This is a genomic window from Paraflavitalea pollutisoli (assembly GCF_029360705.1).
Taxonomy (GTDB): domain Bacteria; phylum Bacteroidota; class Bacteroidia; order Chitinophagales; family Chitinophagaceae; genus Paraflavitalea; species Paraflavitalea pollutisoli.
This window is the reverse complement of record NZ_JARKMX010000008.1, coordinates 3,309,027-3,326,106: the sequence shown is the minus strand read 5'-3', so window position 1 is coordinate 3,326,106 and position 17,080 is coordinate 3,309,027. Positions and strand designations below refer to the sequence as shown.

General features: G+C 45.7%; 12 protein-coding genes. 8 read left to right on the top strand and 4 right to left on the bottom strand.

All coding sequences use genetic code 11. The features are described from left to right. The first annotated feature begins 64 nt into the window (after positions 1-64). Positions 65-3,130 carry a sensor histidine kinase gene (locus P2W70_RS26980; protein WP_276484672.1) on the top strand — a complete coding sequence of 1,022 codons (3,066 nt, stop codon included), beginning with the start codon at positions 65-67 and terminating at the stop codon, positions 3,128-3,130. 25 nt (positions 3,131-3,155) lie between these two features. Next, positions 3,156-3,929 (top strand): LytR/AlgR family response regulator transcription factor, encoded by a 774-nt coding sequence (locus P2W70_RS26975; RefSeq protein WP_276484671.1) that lies wholly within the window; start codon positions 3,156-3,158, stop codon positions 3,927-3,929. 3 nt (positions 3,930-3,932) lie between these two features. On the opposite strand, the gene P2W70_RS26970 is transcribed toward P2W70_RS26975, so the two are convergent. Further along, positions 3,933-4,331, bottom strand: coding sequence for a hypothetical protein (locus P2W70_RS26970; protein WP_276484670.1), 399 nt, complete (start codon positions 4,329-4,331; stop codon positions 3,933-3,935). A gap of 266 nt (positions 4,332-4,597) precedes the next feature. Here P2W70_RS26970 and P2W70_RS26965 point away from each other — a divergent pair, with 266 nt between their 5' ends. The 6 genes from P2W70_RS26965 (at position 4,598) to P2W70_RS26940 (ending at position 10,997) form a co-directional block, all read left to right on the top strand. Then, a complete protein-coding gene (locus tag P2W70_RS26965) occupies positions 4,598-6,406 on the top strand; it encodes a VWD domain-containing protein (RefSeq protein WP_276484669.1) in 1,809 nt (602 codons plus the stop codon). Between the two features lie 124 nt (positions 6,407-6,530). After that, positions 6,531-6,911 carry a hypothetical protein gene (locus P2W70_RS26960; RefSeq protein ID WP_276484668.1) on the top strand — a complete coding sequence of 127 codons (381 nt, stop codon included), beginning with the start codon at positions 6,531-6,533 and terminating at the stop codon, positions 6,909-6,911. Between the two features lie 120 nt (positions 6,912-7,031). Then, entirely contained in the window at positions 7,032-7,790 is a 759-nt protein-coding gene (locus tag P2W70_RS26955) for a metallophosphoesterase (protein ID WP_276484667.1), read from the top strand. A gap of 181 nt (positions 7,791-7,971) precedes the next feature. Then, positions 7,972-9,261 carry a hypothetical protein gene (locus tag P2W70_RS26950; RefSeq protein ID WP_276484666.1) on the top strand — a complete coding sequence of 430 codons (1,290 nt, stop codon included), beginning with the start codon at positions 7,972-7,974 and terminating at the stop codon, positions 9,259-9,261. A gap of 55 nt (positions 9,262-9,316) precedes the next feature. Beyond that, a complete protein-coding gene (locus tag P2W70_RS26945) occupies positions 9,317-10,477 on the top strand; it encodes a DUF4268 domain-containing protein (RefSeq protein WP_276484665.1) in 1,161 nt (386 codons plus the stop codon). A gap of 19 nt (positions 10,478-10,496) precedes the next feature. Next, entirely contained in the window at positions 10,497-10,997 is a 501-nt protein-coding gene (locus P2W70_RS26940; protein WP_276484664.1) for a GIY-YIG nuclease family protein, read from the top strand. A 16-nt stretch (positions 10,998-11,013) separates the two neighbouring features. Here P2W70_RS26940 and P2W70_RS26935 read toward each other — a convergent pair whose 3' ends face one another. From P2W70_RS26935 to P2W70_RS26925, 3 genes are read right to left on the bottom strand one after another with little or no spacing between them, the layout of a single operon-like run. Continuing rightward, positions 11,014-12,225, bottom strand: coding sequence for a GIY-YIG nuclease family protein (locus P2W70_RS26935; protein WP_276484663.1), 1,212 nt, complete (start codon positions 12,223-12,225; stop codon positions 11,014-11,016). Next, positions 12,218-14,269: a DEAD/DEAH box helicase gene (locus P2W70_RS26930; protein WP_276484662.1), complete on the bottom strand. Its 2,052-nt coding sequence runs from the start codon at positions 14,267-14,269 to the stop codon at positions 12,218-12,220. Before P2W70_RS26930 ends, P2W70_RS26935 begins: the two co-directional genes overlap by 8 nt. 10 nt (positions 14,270-14,279) lie before the next feature. Beyond that, on the bottom strand, positions 14,280-17,021 hold the full coding sequence (locus tag P2W70_RS26925; RefSeq protein WP_276484661.1) for a class I SAM-dependent DNA methyltransferase: 2,742 nt from the start codon (positions 17,019-17,021) through the stop codon (positions 14,280-14,282). Positions 17,022-17,080: the final 59 nt, after the last annotated feature.

The following is a 17,080-nucleotide window of genomic DNA, read 5'->3' as shown; positions in this document are numbered from 1 at the left end:
TAATCCATTGGGCAACACGGTTTACCTCCTATTTTTAGTGGTCTGAAAACCCTGTAAAGTACTGATGCCCAGAATGCCATTCATCGCCTGCGTGCTCCTTTTCCTGCTCTTCCTGGGCAAGGACGCTCGTGCGCAACGGGTGGAGCGCAAGATCACCGAGTATACCGAGTCCGACGGACTCAGCAGTCGCCTCATCCAATGCCTGCTACAGGATAGCCGCGGCGTACTCTGGTTCGGCACCCCCGATGGGCTTCATTACTACGACAGCTACAATTTCAACGTCCTTCGCAAAAGCAGTACCGATACCAATTCTATTAGCTCCAACTATGTCACCAAACTCGCCGAAGATAAAACCGTCGATATCTGGATCGGCTACCTCTATGGCGGCGTAAGCCGCTATAACATCGCCACCGGTCGCTTTCGGCATTTTCCGCTCAAGCGCGATACCACCAGTGACCGCCAGGGAGAGATTACCATGCTCTTCATCGATCACCTCAATCAGGTATGGATCGGTGTACAACACGAGGGGCTCTACCTGCTCGATAAAGCCACCGGCAAATACCGCAACTACCCACTTACTGGCAGCGACGGTCAACCGTTGGCCGCCACGCTCGGCGCTGGATACAACACCGTCTATGCAGCTCGGGAAGGAAGCAATGGATTGCTCTGGCTTGCCACCCGCGCAGGTCTTTACCAGTTCAATACCGCCAATGGGCAAATGACGACGGTAAGACGCCAACCCCTTACCGCTACAGCCGGTAACGACGAATGGTTTCAAACCGTCGCGCGCGATCAGCAAACCCTGTGGCTGGGCTCCCGCTCCGGTGGCCTTCTGTCTTACAACATCGACACGCATCAGTGGGGGCAATACAATATGATACAAACCGGCGACGCCAATACGCACCGCATCGTCGACCTCAACCTGCAGGGTAACGATACTATCTGGGTGCTCACCGATAACAAAGGTCCAGCCGTATTTCAACGCTCAACCGGCAAGTTCAGTTTCCTGGAAGCAGCAGATCAACGTACCGGGCAGTACAAAGACATCATCCGCGATAAGGCCAACAATGTGTGGGTCGCCAGTGATCGTGGGTTGCTGCGCATCTGGAACCTGGCACGCCGCTTTTCCTACATCCCGGTGCCTATAGCCAGGGCCCCCGGGCGCGAGCAATATGCTGTCAGCAAGGTATTTGTAAATGCCCGCTACCAGCTCACTGGTCTGCACAATGGCGATGGCCTGCACCTGTTGGATAAACGAACGAAGCAGCGCACCACCCTACCCTTTCACAACCTGCCTGCCGAAGACAATGACCTGCAGGTGACCGATATACACGAAGACCGCCAGGGCAGAATATGGGTACTCACCCGCGACTACCTGCACCGCCTCGATCCGCAACGCAAAACACTGACCATCGTACAGCCTGGGTTGGGCGCTTTGTCCAATGGGCTCAGTACCCACCTGCAATTGCTGCGCGAAGATGCGCAGGGGCGACTCTGGATCGGCACGCGGTACAGCGGTTGTTATGTGTATGATGCCGATAATGACCAGGTATTGGCACACTACGCACCCGATGCAACGGGCGGGCGGCATCTGCCCGTGGCCGATATCCGGGCCATTCAGCCCGATGCATACGGCGGTATATGGATAGGGGGCAGTCAGGGGTACCTGGGGCGGCTGGCCCGCGGCGATCGAAGCTTTACTACCATCAATACGGGCTTGGGTATGTCCGTGCATGTCGTTACCGGTATTGTGGCCGGCAGAGACGGCAGCACCTGGGTAGGCACCGATGGCGGATTGTTGCAATACAAGACCATAGATCATAAGCCCGTCTTTCAAAAAGTGTATACCGCCGAAAATGGCATCCTCTCCGATATGGTCCAAAGTGTAGTGGCCGGTATCGACGGACAAATCTGGTGTATCACGCAAACCGCCCTCTGTCGCCTCGATCCCCGCACTGGTATCGTTGTCAATTATGGCACCGGCGAAGGGCTGGAGAATCCGTATATCGGCAGTCGCATCGATACCACCAAAACGGGCGATATGATCATTACGAGCACGGGTGGCTACTACGAGTTTTGGCCCAGCGAACTGGATATCGCCCTCTACAATACACAACTACTCATCACGTCATTTACCGTCAACGGGCAACAGCGATACTATGGCAATGACCTGGGCAGCTTTAGTCAGATCAGGCTCAAGCCATCCGAAAATCAGTTCACCTTCGAGTTTGCCAGCATCGATTTCAACCGCGTGGGCAGCCAGCGCTATGCTTATATGCTGGAAGGGGTTGATAAAAATTGGATCTACACCCGTACCCGCTATGCGGGTTATTCCAACCTGCCGGCGGGCAACTATACCTTCCGCGTAAAAGCAGTAGGCGGCTCTGGGCAGGAGGAAGGCAGTGTAGAATCGGTCTCCATCTATGTAGCAGGCTATTTCTATAAAACATGGTGGTTTGCTGCCAGCGTGTTTGCGCTGTTTTGTGCTGTGATTTATATCGTCTATCGAATCCGGCTGCGCAACCAACGGTTGTTTTACGAACTCCAAACCAAGGCCAGCCTGCTCGAGAAAGAAAAGGCTATGGTCATGTACGAGAGTCTCAAGCAGCAGTTGAACCCCCACTTCCTGTTCAATTCGCTGACTTCCCTCAGTAGCCTCATTCGTATCGACGCCAACATGGCCGGCGAATTCCTCGATGGGCTCAGCCGTACCTACCGGTACATCCTGCAAAACCGCGATAAAGAGTTGGTGCCGTTGGGCGATGAAGTGCAGTTTTCCGAAAACTACCTCCGCCTGCAGCAGATCCGTTTTGAAGAAGCCTTGCAGGTACGCATCAGGGTAGAGGAGCAATACCATCATTTGCGCATAGCACCGGTCACCCTGCAAAACCTGTTGGAAAACGCCATCAAGCACAACATCGTTACGGTCGATGAACCCCTGGTGATGGATGTTTTTGTAGAGCAGGAAACACTCATCGTAAAGAATGTGCTGAATAAAAAGAGTTTTGTGGAAACCAGCAACCGCCAGGGATTGGCGCAGCTCCAGTCCCTCTACCAGTTCCTGTCGCAGCGACCGGTGGAGATCATCGAAACGGCGGAACACTTCATGGTGAAAGTGCCGCTCCTATAATAGTAAAGCGTAAAAACAACCATATATGAAAGCAGTGATCATCGAAGACGAAAGCCTGGTAGCCCGCGAGCTGGAAACCAAGATAGCCGCCGTGGCGCCGGATGTAGAGATCGTGGCCAAACTGGCTACCTTGAAAATCGCCAAACGCTGGTTCCTGGAGAATGCAGAGCCCGATGTGCTGTTCATGGATATACAATTGGGTGATGGTGTCAGCTTCAACCTGCTGGAAGAATTTACGCTTAAATGCCCCGTCGTTTTCACGACCGCGTACAATGAGTATGCGATCAAGGCATTCAAAGTCAATGGGGTCGATTACCTGTTGAAACCGGTATCAGTAGATGAGCTCAGGCGCGCCATCGACAAGTGCCGGCAGTTGGTGGCGCGTGCTGCTGCGCAGTTACCGATCAATGTGCAGCAACTGCTGGATATATTCGCCAGTGGCGGCCAACAGAAACCCATATACAAGGAAAAATTCATCATCAATATCCGGCAACAGTGGACGCCCGTCAACACCGCCGATGTAGCCTGCCTGGTCAAAGAGGCAGTCGTTTATCTCTATACCTTCTCTGGCGAAAAGCATATCCTCGATTATACCTCGATGGAAGAGATTGAAGAGCTATTGGACCCCAACAGGTTTTACCGGGCCAACCGACAATACATTGTCAACATAGATGCCATTAAGAGCATAAAATTATTGGATAACCAGAAGCTGACCCTGAAGATGATTGCACCGCTCAATACAGAAACCGATGTGAGCCGCGAAAAGGCGCCTGCCTTTAAAAAATGGTTCGACAGGTAGCTGCTATTTCACCCTCACAAACTTCGCGAGTCGCAATGCCAGCCCACGGTGCTCGCAGGTGTCGGCGATCAGCTCAAAGCTGAGGGTATCGCTCCCTACCTGTATACGGTATTTGCCGGTATCCGTGTAGTTGCACACGGGTAGGGGAAGATCGATGGAGTCTTTTACCAGGAAAATATTGTCTTGCACGGCATACCAGCCATAATTGGTGTGTTCCTGTCCGGTCCTTTGCAGCGTGGTCTTGAAACTGTTTTTACCATCAAAATGAATTTGCAGCTTCATGTCTTCTTTCCAGAGCGATTGCCAGGTGCCGGCCAGTTGGTGGTTAGCGGCAGGGGCACCACAAGATGATGCTAAGCAAGAAATAAAGGCGATCAGTGTGAGGGTTTTGGTAATGTTCATATGCCAGTCTATAAAAGGATACGCTAAAATACAAAATAACGGCCAACGCCTGCGGCCCAAATTTCCCCGCTTCCCGGTAGCGAACGACCCCGTTCGGTAAGCAGCGTTTCCCGGCGCTGTACAGGCAGGTTAGGTTTGCATCCTCAGTAAATACATAGCCATGCAAATCAAAAGTAGCTTAATCATCCCCCGTTGGTGGATGCGGGTAAACCCAGTACGCCACCTTTGGCCACAAAGACAAGTATGGCGAGCTGGACAGTATCCATGTGATAATTGTCAAAGAGCCGGGGTCTGATGAGTGGCTGGCGCAGGCGACCTACGTGCTTACGGGCGCTTTCGGTTGTGCCATGGGCGTAGGTGGTATTGCGATGGGTGGTCCGGTCGCCGCGCTATGGGCAGGTTACAATACCTACCAGAATTGTAAGTCGACGGCCGATGCCATCGGCAACCTGATGAAGGGCGAGCCGGCCTTTGGTTGCATCAGTACGGCCGATAACCTCAATGCCATCTCTGGATTTGCCGAGACCTATTCCAATGGTATCGACTTCGAAAGTTTTGCCATGAGCATTATGCCGGCAGCCATGAACTACGGGGCACAGTCGAAGGGGGCAGGTAGTTGCAAAGACGAGCCCCAGGAAGGTGATGGAGAAGGGGGCGGACATGGAGATCCGCACTTGTTTACGCCCGATGGATATTTCTACGACTTCCAGGGATACGGCGAGTTCATCGGAGTGAAGTCGACGACAGATAATTTTGAAGTACAGGTAAGGCAGGAGGCTGTTGTTGGTTCCTTGCAGGCCACTTTTACAACAGGTGTCGCTGTGCATACGGGCACAGATATCATCAGTGTTTCGGCCGGACCGCAAAACCTGTACATCAACAATGTGCAGCGGGCCATCGATTTTCAGACCCTTGCCTTGCAGGGTGGCGCCAGCCTGTCGCTCGGTATGGAAAAGAACTTTCCGGTGCTGGTGATCAAGTCCAGCAAGGGCGATCGGGTAAAGGTGCGTCTTACTAAGGGCTACCTGGGTACGCACGTAGATTATACGGTAAAGCTCGCAACAGGCCGTGCCGGAAAAGTGATTGGACTGTTGGGCAACAATGATGGTAACCCGGCCAATGACCTGGTGATGCCGGGGGGACAGTCGGTACCGCTCACTTTTGCAGGATTGTATCCTACCTATGCCGATGGTTGGCGTATCGAGCAGGCTAAGTCATTGTTCTATTATCCCTCCGGTAAAACGACGACCAGCTATACCAAAAAGAATTTCCCCAGTACGGTGGTAGACATCAAGCCCGATCGGAAAGCATGGGCAAAAGGCGTGTGTGAAGCCGCAGGTGTAAAAGGGGAGCCTGCATTGAGTGGTTGCATATTCGATGTGGCGGCCACCAACAACGAGCAACTGGCCACCGAAGCGGCCTGGGAAATGAAGAACTGGCCGGCAGGGCAGGCGCCTTTCCCGATGGACAATATCGAGCTGCAGGGCGATGCTACATTGACCGATAACGTGATCCGGCTTACCAAGGCCAAGGTATTCCTGGCGGGCCAGGCATTCTGGACCACGCCGATGACGGCGGGTTTTGAAACGGAGTTCAGTTTTCGCATTCCCTATTCAGCCAATGGCGGTGCAGATGGTATCACGCTGTTAATCGCCAAAGCAAAACCAACGCTGGTAGACAATGCTTATCCCGGCAACAAGGGTAAGCTGGGGTATGAGGGCGTGCCCAATTCATTGGCCATCGAGTTCGATACGCAGAGTGAGGTGGGAGAGAACAGCAATCACCTGGCGATACATACCAAAGGTACAGAGCCCAACAGTACACATTATACGGCGCGGGTGGCTACGAAAGATAACCTGCCCGAGTTTCAGGATGGGGTGCCGCATGTGGTGAAGATCAGGTATACGGCGGGTAAGATCACCGTGTATTTCGATGGTGCATTGGCGCTGGAGTATGCGGTGGACCTGACGGCTACGCTCGGGCTGAGTGGTCAGTACTATATTGGACTTACGTCATCCACCAGTGGATCGTATCAGCAACATGATATTCTTAAATGGTCAGTAAAGCCGCTATAGCAACTGCGGCATTCTTCACTACGCTTCGCGGAGATAGATGCCCCGCTTCGGTCACAAGCGTTTGAAGTCGGGGAGCGTCTCGGGTAGCTTTGCACTATCAAAATAAACAAACAAAAGTATAGTCATGAAAACAAGAAACATTGCATCATTCGTTCTGGCACTGGGCCTCGCTATCGTATTTGTAAGTTGTAAGAAGGAAAAGGATGAACCGAAGACGCCTACAGGCACCTTGCTCAACTACACCAGCATGAAGACCACGGTATTTGACCGCATCGATATCCTGGTTGATGGTAAGGTGGCGGGGTCAATCACCAAGCCTTATGGTATCGTGAAGCCCAAGTGCGGTGCTGCCAATTCCGATTATGCGGCGGCGATTGTGTTGCCGGTAGGTACGCACAAGGTAAGTGCGCTGCAGTTCAAAGATGGCAAGCAGGTGGATAAATGGTCCGAGCGTACGGAGACTATCACGGCTGACCAATGTACACCTGCCAATTGGGTCGACTAACAGCGGAGACGATAACTAGGAAATAGGTAAAGCAAAATGGGTGTGCTACGATGCCCAACAAAAAGAAGACAGCAGGAGAGCCGGCAGGTTCTCCTGTTTTGTTTTATATTCATGGGTACAATGACGACGATACAGTACTGTTCAGACCTGCATTTGGAGATGCCGGAAAATGCGAAGTGGCTGCGGGCGAATCCGCTGATCCCGAAAGCGGAGCTGTTGGTGCTGGCAGGTGATATCATTCCTTTTGCAGAACTTGATTTGGCACAGGAATTTTTTAGCCTGGTAAGCGATCAGTTCAAGACGGTGTATTGGCTGCCGGGCAACCACGAGTATTTTGGCAGCGATATTACGGAGCGTATTGGGTCTTTCCGGGAGTCGATCCGGAGTAACGTCATTCTGCTCAATAACCAGGTAGAGCAGTTGGACGGTCTGGCGCTTATCTTTTCGACTTTATGGTCGCATGTGTCGCCGGCGGCCGAGTGGGAGGTTTCCCGCGCCGTGACCGACTACCGGAACATTCAATATGGTGCTGACCGCTTTCGGCCATTGCACAGCAACCAGCTGCACCGGGATTGCCGGAACTTCATTGCCCAGGCGGTGGGGGAAGCTACGGGTTCCCGTATTGTTGTTACGCACCATGTCCCTACCTTCATGCATTACCCGAAACAGTTCATGGGTTCGCCGGTCAATGAGGCCTTTGCCACAGAAATGAGCGATTTCATCGCCGCTTCTCCCATCGATGCCTGGATCTATGGGCATCACCACCAGAATTCGCCGGAATTTTTGATTGGGAATACCCGGATGTTGACCAACCAATTGGGGTATGTCAGGAGGAGGGAGTATTATGGGTTTAGAAAGGAGGGGGTGTTTACAGCGTAAGTAATCTATTATTGGGTTCACTTGTACCATATCTTCAATTGATGACTATACGTAGTAATACGTAAATGTCAAAAGGTTGATCTAAGTCATTCGCCCATTATTTCCGCGTAATTGAAAATACAATATCTTCCACTTCTATTAGAATCTTGTAACCAAAATTGGATTTAAACCTCTAGGCCGTATGGAACGTTTGAATTATTTCAATCCCTATCAATCAAAAGAAGGATACCACGAGGATCAATTGACCAGGGCGCACCTTGTTGTACTGAAACATTCTTTTCATGCTTTTTCTATCTTTGTTGACTATTGTAAAAGTAAGTTGACCCTTGATCTTTCGAAGGAAGAGAAATCTTTCGCACTTTGTGAATTAGTAGAGCATGGTTGGCAAATTGAAACGCAAAAATCTAATCCAGTTATTGAATCCGACTGGCTCGCCTCGGTTTTGATTACAGATCTTCCTATAAAGACAACTGTTAGTGGTTTAGCGGTCAGCGACCGGTATGCCCGGTATGATGGCCTTATTACTTTTGGCGATCAATTAACATTCATCATTGAAAATAAACCCAACTCAGCTAACGTCTGGTTTGGTCAGGTTGAGCCTTCCAGAGAGGGGCTTTCTTCAGAAACCAAGGTCTACCAAAATCCGATAATACTCGAATGGAAGGAGATTGTTAGGCAGTTAAGTCATTTACTTAAACTTCCTTCTGTTGCTGGATATGAGAAGATGATGATTGAGGATTTTCTTGCCTTTATTGATCACCGTTTTCCTTTTCTAAATCCTTACGACGCTTTTCACTTATGTAAGGGGAATCAGCAACTCATTTATCGCAGAATACAGAATCTGCTTAAATCAATTGTAATTAATGAGGACTCTGTAAAATACCACTATGGTTGGGGGTTTTACATTGAAACTCCATACCCCGAGATTAGGCAGATAGGATTAATCTATGGGGTAAAAGAAAACGAATGGTGGCTCGATTTGTCACTCTTTTTTGGAGATACGCAAACTCAAGCCAAAGCCTTTTATGCCGCAAGTCCTAAAGTTGACCATCTTTCGGAAGATTGGGAAGTTAGTGCAAATTTCCATGTTGCTTTTCGATCAAGCAATTTAGTGTGGTTCGAGGATGTTCCTGATCCTAAGAAGTATGTTTCGTTCTGGACGGAAAATTCACATGAAATATATCAACAGAAAAAAGAGACTGTTCGAGAATATTTCGATTGGCTAAAAGAAGAAGGTGTTATTATTGTTGGGGCCGAGGATGAAAGAAAACTCCAGGATAAGTTTTACCGAACAGCAATGCAAGCATTAAATATTTGTCCTGGATTTGGGGCTATTTACACTGTAACGGGCAAAGAAGCGGAAGAGTTTGATAGTAAGAACGAGCTGGGGAATTTGTTGCTTCGATCAATTGGTGAAGGATTAAGAATAATAGGAAAGGATGGAAGGGAATTTCTTCGTATGTCCAATTGATAAAGAAGATCTGTAGCCAATTATTCAATTTCTGGTAAATTAATAGGATTAAACAATGTATGTAGTTGATAAGGTAAATAATACAATTCTTCCCTTATTAAGGAAAACTTTCTCTCAATCAGGTTTTTCGGAACGTGCTCATCTTCAGGAATGGATAGTTAGTCATCCGGAAGTGTTTGGCGAGAAGCTGCTAATTATTCAGAAAGAGTTTAACGAATTTCAGGATACGTATGAGCGTCCGGATTTACTAGCTTTAGATAAGGCAGGGAATTTGGTCGTCATAGAAAATAAACTGGATGATTCGGGACGAGATGTTACCTGGCAGGCATTAAAGTACGCTAGCTATGGAAGTACTTTGACCAAAGAAAATATTCGAGATATTTTTCAAAAGTATCTGGATAGCAACGCTGAAGGTAAAACTGCAACAGATATATTGGAAGAATTTTTCGATGAAAAGGAATACTCTGAATTGGTTTTGAATCAAAGAATGTCTCAGCGAATTATTTTGGTGGCAGCGAATTTTAGAAAGGAAGTTACTTCCACTGCGCTGTGGTTGATGAATTTTAACATTCATTTGCAGTGTTTCAAAACTACTCCGTATGAATTGAATGGACAGTATTTTCTCACCTTCGATCAGATTATTCCAATAAAAGATGCGCAGGAATACATTATTTCGATGAACAACAAGGTGCAGGAGGAAGTTTCAACCGATGAGTCTAATAAAACAAGAAGTAAAATAAGGCTTAGGTTTTGGAGTGAATTTTTGAAGGCGATAAAAACTAAATCACCACTATACCAGAATTCTAATCCCACGAAGGATAATGCGCTTTTAGCTGGAGTGGGTGTGACACATGTAACCTACCAGGTTGTCATTAGTAGTGATAAATCATACGTTAAAGTGAACTTTGGGCGAGCATCACAGGAGGAGAATAAGGTTTTATTTGATGCCTTATATAGGTACAAAGAAGCGATCGACAAGGAGTTTGGTGATAACCTCTCCTGGGAGCGTAGTGAAGGTATAATTAGGTCCTCAGTGGCCTTCTATGCACCGGCGCAGAATTATTATAATGAAGTTGAGTGGCCAGCCATAATTTCTTTTCTTGTTGAGCACATCAACAGGCTAGAAAAAGCTATTAGGCCTTTTATAGGGGACTTGAAAACAGCCCTACGCAATATTGCTGATGAGGGACTAGAGGTTTTGGAGCCGGAGCAATAACTAATAAAATGAATGTTTAATGGTGAATGATTTTGATGACCTGATAGCGTTAGAAGCAGCAGGTTTCACAGGCTTCAAAACCTATCAAGAATTATTTTTTGATAGTAGTTGCATTTCCCGTAAAAAGGGTGTATACCTTATAGTTGGAAGGGGAAATAAGATGAGTTTTTTGCCGAAAGGAACAGGTGGATTCTTTAAAGGGAAGGATCCCAATGTAGCACTGCCTTTCCTGCACGAGAAATGGGTTGAAGGTGCCAAGGTTCTTTATATAGGCAAAGCAGGCAGTTCTACTGGGAAAGCTACGCTGCATTCCAGATTAAATCAATATTTTAAATTTGGTCAAGGAAGAAACGTTGGCCATTGGGGAGGCCGCCTGGTATGGCAAATTGAAGGCGCTCGGGAACTGGTAGTATGTTGGAAAACATTATCTGATTTGGAGCCCAGAAAAGTAGAACAAGATTTAATAAAGGCTTTTGTCAGGCAATTTGACAAAAGACCATTTGCTAACTTGGCTGACTGAATAGGTTATTTGTACACTAGTACCGTTTTAACTCAGCAGTTTTATGGTCATAGTAATAATCGCCTACTGTTCCATCTTTAATTTTTTCAACCATTTGATCTATAATAAATAATGGGACCAAAAACCATTCCTTGGATTTAACTCGCTTTCCGAAACGGTCTTTAACCTCAACCTCTAGTTTTGTTGCGCCTAGAAATTTGTGAATAACATTTTCAAGCTTTATTCGATTGATGTTTGCTAACCGGTAAGTTGCGATGATTTCTACATCAGCCATAAGAAAAGTTGGATCAAATTTAGCATTTGCCAGCCTTTTTTTTACATCGCCTCCAGTCACACCTATTTTATGGACAATGTTCCTGTTTTCTTTAACAAGTGGGTGGTCTGAATGGCTTCGAAGTACGTAGATCGTTCCTGCATCTATGTCGTTTTCGTCAGACTCACCAGAGAAAAGCGGGCCATTGTTATTTTCAGTGACAAATCTACTTGTATCGTCCTTGTACATCCCTCTGATGAGCGACCTTAGCAGAATATTGCTTTCAGTGCCGTTGGCGTAGATAACTCTTAATCTAGCATCGTCTTCGCCATTTGGGGCTTTAAAAGATTCACCTACTTCTGAAATGTAGGATAGAAGGCCGCCGACGATGATGAATTGCCCATTTTTCAAAGTTGTTTTGGTAAAGCCTGCGTCTTTTCTAAAACGAACAGTTACTCTTTGACCTGTGTCAATATCTTTTTTTACCGCCTCAAATAGGGGTTTGAATTGCTCAAAATCTTCACAACGAGTCCGGTTGGCTATTTCCTCAGCCGCTTTTCTTTCTGCGCGGGATTTGACGTGCTTAAGGTTGGTTATAGAATTGTCCTCGTCTTCGTCGAGACCAAGTTGTGCTAACAATTCATCGTCTTTCAAGTCATCCGGAATGTTAAACGGTTTAATATTGTCGATGTCTAAAAGGTTTTGAAAATCCATTGCTTTAAGAAGAGTCTTGCATTCATTCTGTTTGCGGATTTGGTCAAGCCTAACGGCGTACATCCTTTCAAATATATCTTTGTCTTCTCCGTGTTCGGGTAAACGGCCTTGCTCTTCCACGAATTTTTGAATTTCTTCAAACCCGGCTATAATCCGCTCTTCGCGTGCAGTATAAGCACCCGCTTTCTTGGCCTCTATTTCAATGCCAAGTTCTGCCAAAAGCTCATTGTCTTCTTCTGTAAGTTTCTTCTTCTTAGCCATTTCTTTCTTCTGCTTTTAGCCTTGCAAGATAAGCAATACCTTGCGCCATTCGTTGTTCCCATGGATCAGCAGAATTAATTTCTGGTAATCTGCCTCTTTCCTTTCTGAATTTTATTGCCCGTTTCGCCAGTTCCCGTGCTTCTTCTAACGAAATGTTAGGTTTCTTGGCGGATATTACCTCAGCCATCGCTTTTAGGCTATGCTCATTCATTGCCTTGGACAAAATGGCGTAAGCTTCGTTAAATGGATTAATACTATCAATCCAATCTACATCAAGATCTCGGACATCCATTGCAAATTTACGTACGCCGTCAATGAGTGCTGTGTTTCCCCGGCTGCTGAGTTCCTCATCGTTATTGAGGGTCTCTTTGGCTTTTTGTGTAAGATTTAGTGCGGCTATTGCATGTTGTCGCACTGCCTCGATATCATCTTCAGTCAATTCAGGATATCGGTCTTTGATGATTTTTCCAAACCGGATTTGCGTTAGTTCTTGTGGGATGATCTCTTTATCAAAAAGACCACGTTCAATCGTTTGCTTATCTTGGGCAAACGCTGCAATTACTTCATTGAGATCTTCTCTGCAAATACGTTGTGCATCTTCACTCTTGGGCATGGAAAGCCCCTTTATTTCAATTTGAAACTGACCAGTCTGTTCATTAAATCCAATGTTTTCTTTGTTGGGATTATAGCCTTCTTCTCCGTAGTCAAATCCGTCAACAGGACCGCTTTGAGGTCGCTTAGGTGTGAAATTAAACCTCGGAGCCAGTACCTGTTCCATCAATAAACTTGCAGAAATGGCCTTGAGTGTATCATTCACGGCATCTGTAACAGCCCCTTCTGTGGCATCAAGCTCAGCAATCAAGTTTGAAAAACGGGCATGAGTTTTATTAGGAGCATCGCGAGTAGTTCGGCCAATAATTTGTACAATTTCTGTTAAACTCGAGCGATAGCCAACGGTTAGGGCATGCTCACACCAAATCCAATCAAAGCCTTCCTTTGCCATACCAAGCGCAATAATAATGTCCACATGATCACGGTTGCTTTTAGCTTCTGGTAGTTTTAATGAAGCAGAAACCTTATTGCGTTTTGTCGGCTCGTCATCTACGAGGTCTGCGACTTTTAAAACTTTACCACCCTCTGTTTTTATCAAATGAAAGCCAGTATTTGTGTCTGCTCCCAACCATTCGCCCAACTCATGCATGATATGCTCAACCTCTTTGATTTTATCCCCCATGCTTTCCCTGGAGTTAACGTTTGGTATGTGTATGATAGTTTTTTCGTTGGGATTTAAAATGCTCAAAATCTCATCCACGTATGCATTTCCATAAAAAAAGTAACCAATATTAAGGGTTTTTAGGTACTCATATCCGTTAAGCTGTTCGTAATATGTATAAGTTACTGTATCGAATTTAGCTTCGTCCTCTGGCATTAGAACTGGGTTGGCATCCCCGCGAAAATATGAACCGGTCATTGCCACAATATGAACCTTATCGCGTGTTACCAGCTGCTTTAATTGAGAACCAAGTACGTTGCCCTCATCGACGCTCACGTGATGGAATTCATCAATGGCAATCAGACGCTCATCGAAAATTTCTACGCCAAACCGTTCTACTGCAAATCGAAAAGTTGAATGCGTACAAACGAGTACCTTATCAGTGCTTTCAAGAAATGCCTTCACGGACTTTACCTTGCTTCCTTCCTCTCCAGGTGAATTACAAAGGTTCCATCTTGGCTCTACCTGCCAGTCGTAGTAGAAGCCGAAATTTGTAAGTGGTTCATTATGAAAACTAGAGCCAATGGATTTCTCAGGTACGGTGATAATCGCTTGTTTAATGCCTTGATTGTTTAATTTGTCCAAAGCAATAAACATTAAAGCACGGCTTTTTCCAGAAGCTGGGGGGGACTTAATCAACAAATATTGTTCTCCACGTTTATTATACACACGTTCCTGCATCTGCCGCATTCCAAGCTCATTAGACTGAGTTGAACTTCCTGTGCTTTTATAATTGACAGTTATTGATGGGAAGAACTTTTTATTATCCATGTGGAAAAAATCATTTTGTGGTCATCGAACTATAAAGGTCAAATAATTTCTGAAGGCGTTCTGTGTCATTCTTAAAACGCCGGCCTATGTAGATACGTTCCAAAACTTCATCATTCCAATCATGTGCGATACGCAAATCTTTAGGCATTTTTTCAGGGTCATATAAGTCAGCGATATTGGCAGGAAAATGCTTTTCTCGAGCAAGTAGGATGTTTTCAGCGGCAGAGGTTAAATCTTTTTTATTATTTGAAGTTAAAGTTGGTAGAGGAAATGTATTCCAGCCGAGTGTATTTGAATATGAAAACCGCATCTCTAATCTACCACATACTGCCCCTATCCAAGCAATATGCATGCTAGAGGCAATTATTGACATATTCCATAAGGGAGCATCATATAAAGCGAAAGCTTTGTTGTGCACTACAGCATCGGCGTCTACCACGCCGACTGGAAGATACTGTCTACTTTCAGAACTTACTATTGGTACGACAATTAAATGATTTATTGCTTCATATTGATCACGGAATCTATAAGGGGTCGATACAAGCTTTTGTGCCTGAACATCGTTTTTAACTTGTTTTCTCGTAGCAGCTACGATATTAATTCTTGCTGAAATTTCAGATATACTTTCCGCTTCTTGCAGAGTGTCTTCTTTTATCCATAGACACATTCTTGGTGTGCCGGAAATAAGTTCTGCAGATCCGTATAGGGGTCGGACGAATTTTCGTGCCGTTGAATTCTGTCTTATTATTGATCGAGCGTCGTCTGGCTTTAGCATTAGTTCATTGGCATAGTATGGATGATTGCCAAATTGCATAGGCGTCCGATCGTCGGGCGCTTTACTTTTTTGGGATACAAAGACGTTGGATGCGGCAACCAGGTAGGCATTAATATTATCAACCTCTTTAACTATGGTTTCATTAGCATTATCGACCGTAAATATTCTTCTGAAAGGCTCTTTTTTTGATAGTCCTATAATAGAAACGGTGACGCCTGCATTGTGACTAGCAAGGTTCGACCACTTAAATGATTGGTATGCAAATGAGATGAATACACCTTGCTTGAAAATGACGGGCCACATGGCTGAAACCTGAATTCCTTGGCAAATGGAATTAGTAGTAACAAAAGCTGCTTTTGATTCTGCTTGTAGTATAAAATCAGCTGCTTTAATGAACCAACCTGATACATAGTCCAACGAGAGTGTATCTTTTGTTCTCCCGGAGAAAACGTTTTTAAGATCATTTTTTTGCTCGTCTGACTGATATTTTCGGCCTAAATACGGCGGATTGCCGCAGATATAAATTTGCCCACCTCCATTTACGAAATCAACTTGGGATTGATCTGTGGGCGTTGAGAATAGGTCATGGCCATTTAGCTTTACACCGGTTCCTCTCACATCCATCAGTGAAATCCAATCTATTCGAAGCGCATTTTCGCAAATAATCCAGTTTTCAGCATCCAATGGTAAAAACTCGGCAAGTGCTAATTTCTGCCCGCGATAAAGTGTATCACATTGATACTCGGCAATAATAAGCGCCAATCGTGCAATTTCCGCTGAGAAATCACGCAATTCTATCCCTCTAAAGTTAGTCAATGGAATTTCTGTTGGTTTGTTATTTTCCCCGCGGCGTTTGTTAATTTCAAATTCAATTTCTCGCAACTGTTTGTAGGCGATTACGAGGAAGTTACCTGATCCACATGCTGGATCAAAAACACGTATTCGTGAAATCCGTTTCCGCAGGTTTAATAATTTGCGGGCATTGTCACCGGCTTCATATAACTGTGCCCTCAAATCATCAAGAAACAGCGGATTTAGAACTTTCAGAATATTTGGTACAGATGTATAGTGCATGCCTAATAAACTGCGTTCGCCTTCGTCCGCTACAGCCTGAATCATCGAACCAAATATATCGGGATTGATTTTTTTCCAATCAAGATTGCCTACATGAAGAAGGTAAGATCTGGCAATTTTTGTAAATTTTGGTGTTTCGGTCGATCCTGAAAATAGTTCCCCATTGACATACTGGAATTTTCTTGCCCAATTCTTTACCTTCTTCTCGGCTCGCTCCTCATGTTTAATATCCATTGACCGAAATATTTCACTTATAACTTCATGAGTATCTGAAGCATCAGGTGCGCTCATTTTTTGTACGGTATCAGTGAAAAGCCGGGCCTCTACAAATATATCGGTATCCTCCGCAAAGAAACAAAAAATTAGACGCGCTAAAAAGTGATTCATATCATGGCGGCGTTCTGCCGTTGCCCATTCCGGATTGTGGCGTAGCAGTTCGATATATAGCTTATTTAGGCGGCTTGTCGCTTTAATATCAAAGGCGTTTTCCCGGATTTGTTTAACAGTGCTGATTCCTGCGAGCGGTAGAAAAAAGCCGAAATGATCGTGAAAGGATGTATATGTACAAACTATCGTTTCGCCACTGTTTAGTTCTTCGGCCTGAAATTCTTTACCATCAGTAGTAAGTATATACTTTACTTTGCCTTTACTTGTTGCAGTGCTTTCTCGTAATTTCGTTAACGTGTTTTCTGTTTCTCCCTCTTCACAAACCGCTATATGAATATTATTTTGTTGTAATACTCCTCCATCTACATCTGATTTATTATTATTCCCTGTTCTAAGACGTTTTATTGTGGTAGCTTTATTACCGAACGCCTCTAGAAAGGAATAAGGAAATTCCTGTGGGTCGAACGGTTGTTCGGCTAATAGCGAAATAGCTTCTTCTATCTCAACTGCATTCATTAATTATCTTGGTATTATTCAATTGAATGGCCATAAATTCCAATAAGGAGGCGAAATCC

Coding starts and splice junctions, on each gene's coding strand:
- P2W70_RS26940 (WP_276484664.1), top strand. CDS start 10,497: ATGGTGAATGATTTTGATGACCTGATAGCGTTAGAAGCAGCAGGTTTC.
- P2W70_RS26950 (WP_276484666.1), top strand. CDS start 7,972: ATGGAACGTTTGAATTATTTCAATCCCTATCAATCAAAAGAAGGATAC.
- P2W70_RS26925 (WP_276484661.1), bottom strand. CDS start 17,021: ATGAATGCAGTTGAGATAGAAGAAGCTATTTCGCTATTAGCCGAACAA.
- P2W70_RS26935 (WP_276484663.1), bottom strand. CDS start 12,225: ATGGCTAAGAAGAAGAAACTTACAGAAGAAGACAATGAGCTTTTGGCA.
- P2W70_RS26970 (WP_276484670.1), bottom strand. CDS start 4,331: ATGAACATTACCAAAACCCTCACACTGATCGCCTTTATTTCTTGCTTA.
- P2W70_RS26945 (WP_276484665.1), top strand. CDS start 9,317: ATGTATGTAGTTGATAAGGTAAATAATACAATTCTTCCCTTATTAAGG.
- P2W70_RS26980 (WP_276484672.1), top strand. CDS start 65: ATGCCCAGAATGCCATTCATCGCCTGCGTGCTCCTTTTCCTGCTCTTC.
- P2W70_RS26975 (WP_276484671.1), top strand. CDS start 3,156: ATGAAAGCAGTGATCATCGAAGACGAAAGCCTGGTAGCCCGCGAGCTG.
- P2W70_RS26930 (WP_276484662.1), bottom strand. CDS start 14,269: ATGGATAATAAAAAGTTCTTCCCATCAATAACTGTCAATTATAAAAGC.
- P2W70_RS26955 (WP_276484667.1), top strand. CDS start 7,032: ATGACGACGATACAGTACTGTTCAGACCTGCATTTGGAGATGCCGGAA.
- P2W70_RS26960 (WP_276484668.1), top strand. CDS start 6,531: ATGAAAACAAGAAACATTGCATCATTCGTTCTGGCACTGGGCCTCGCT.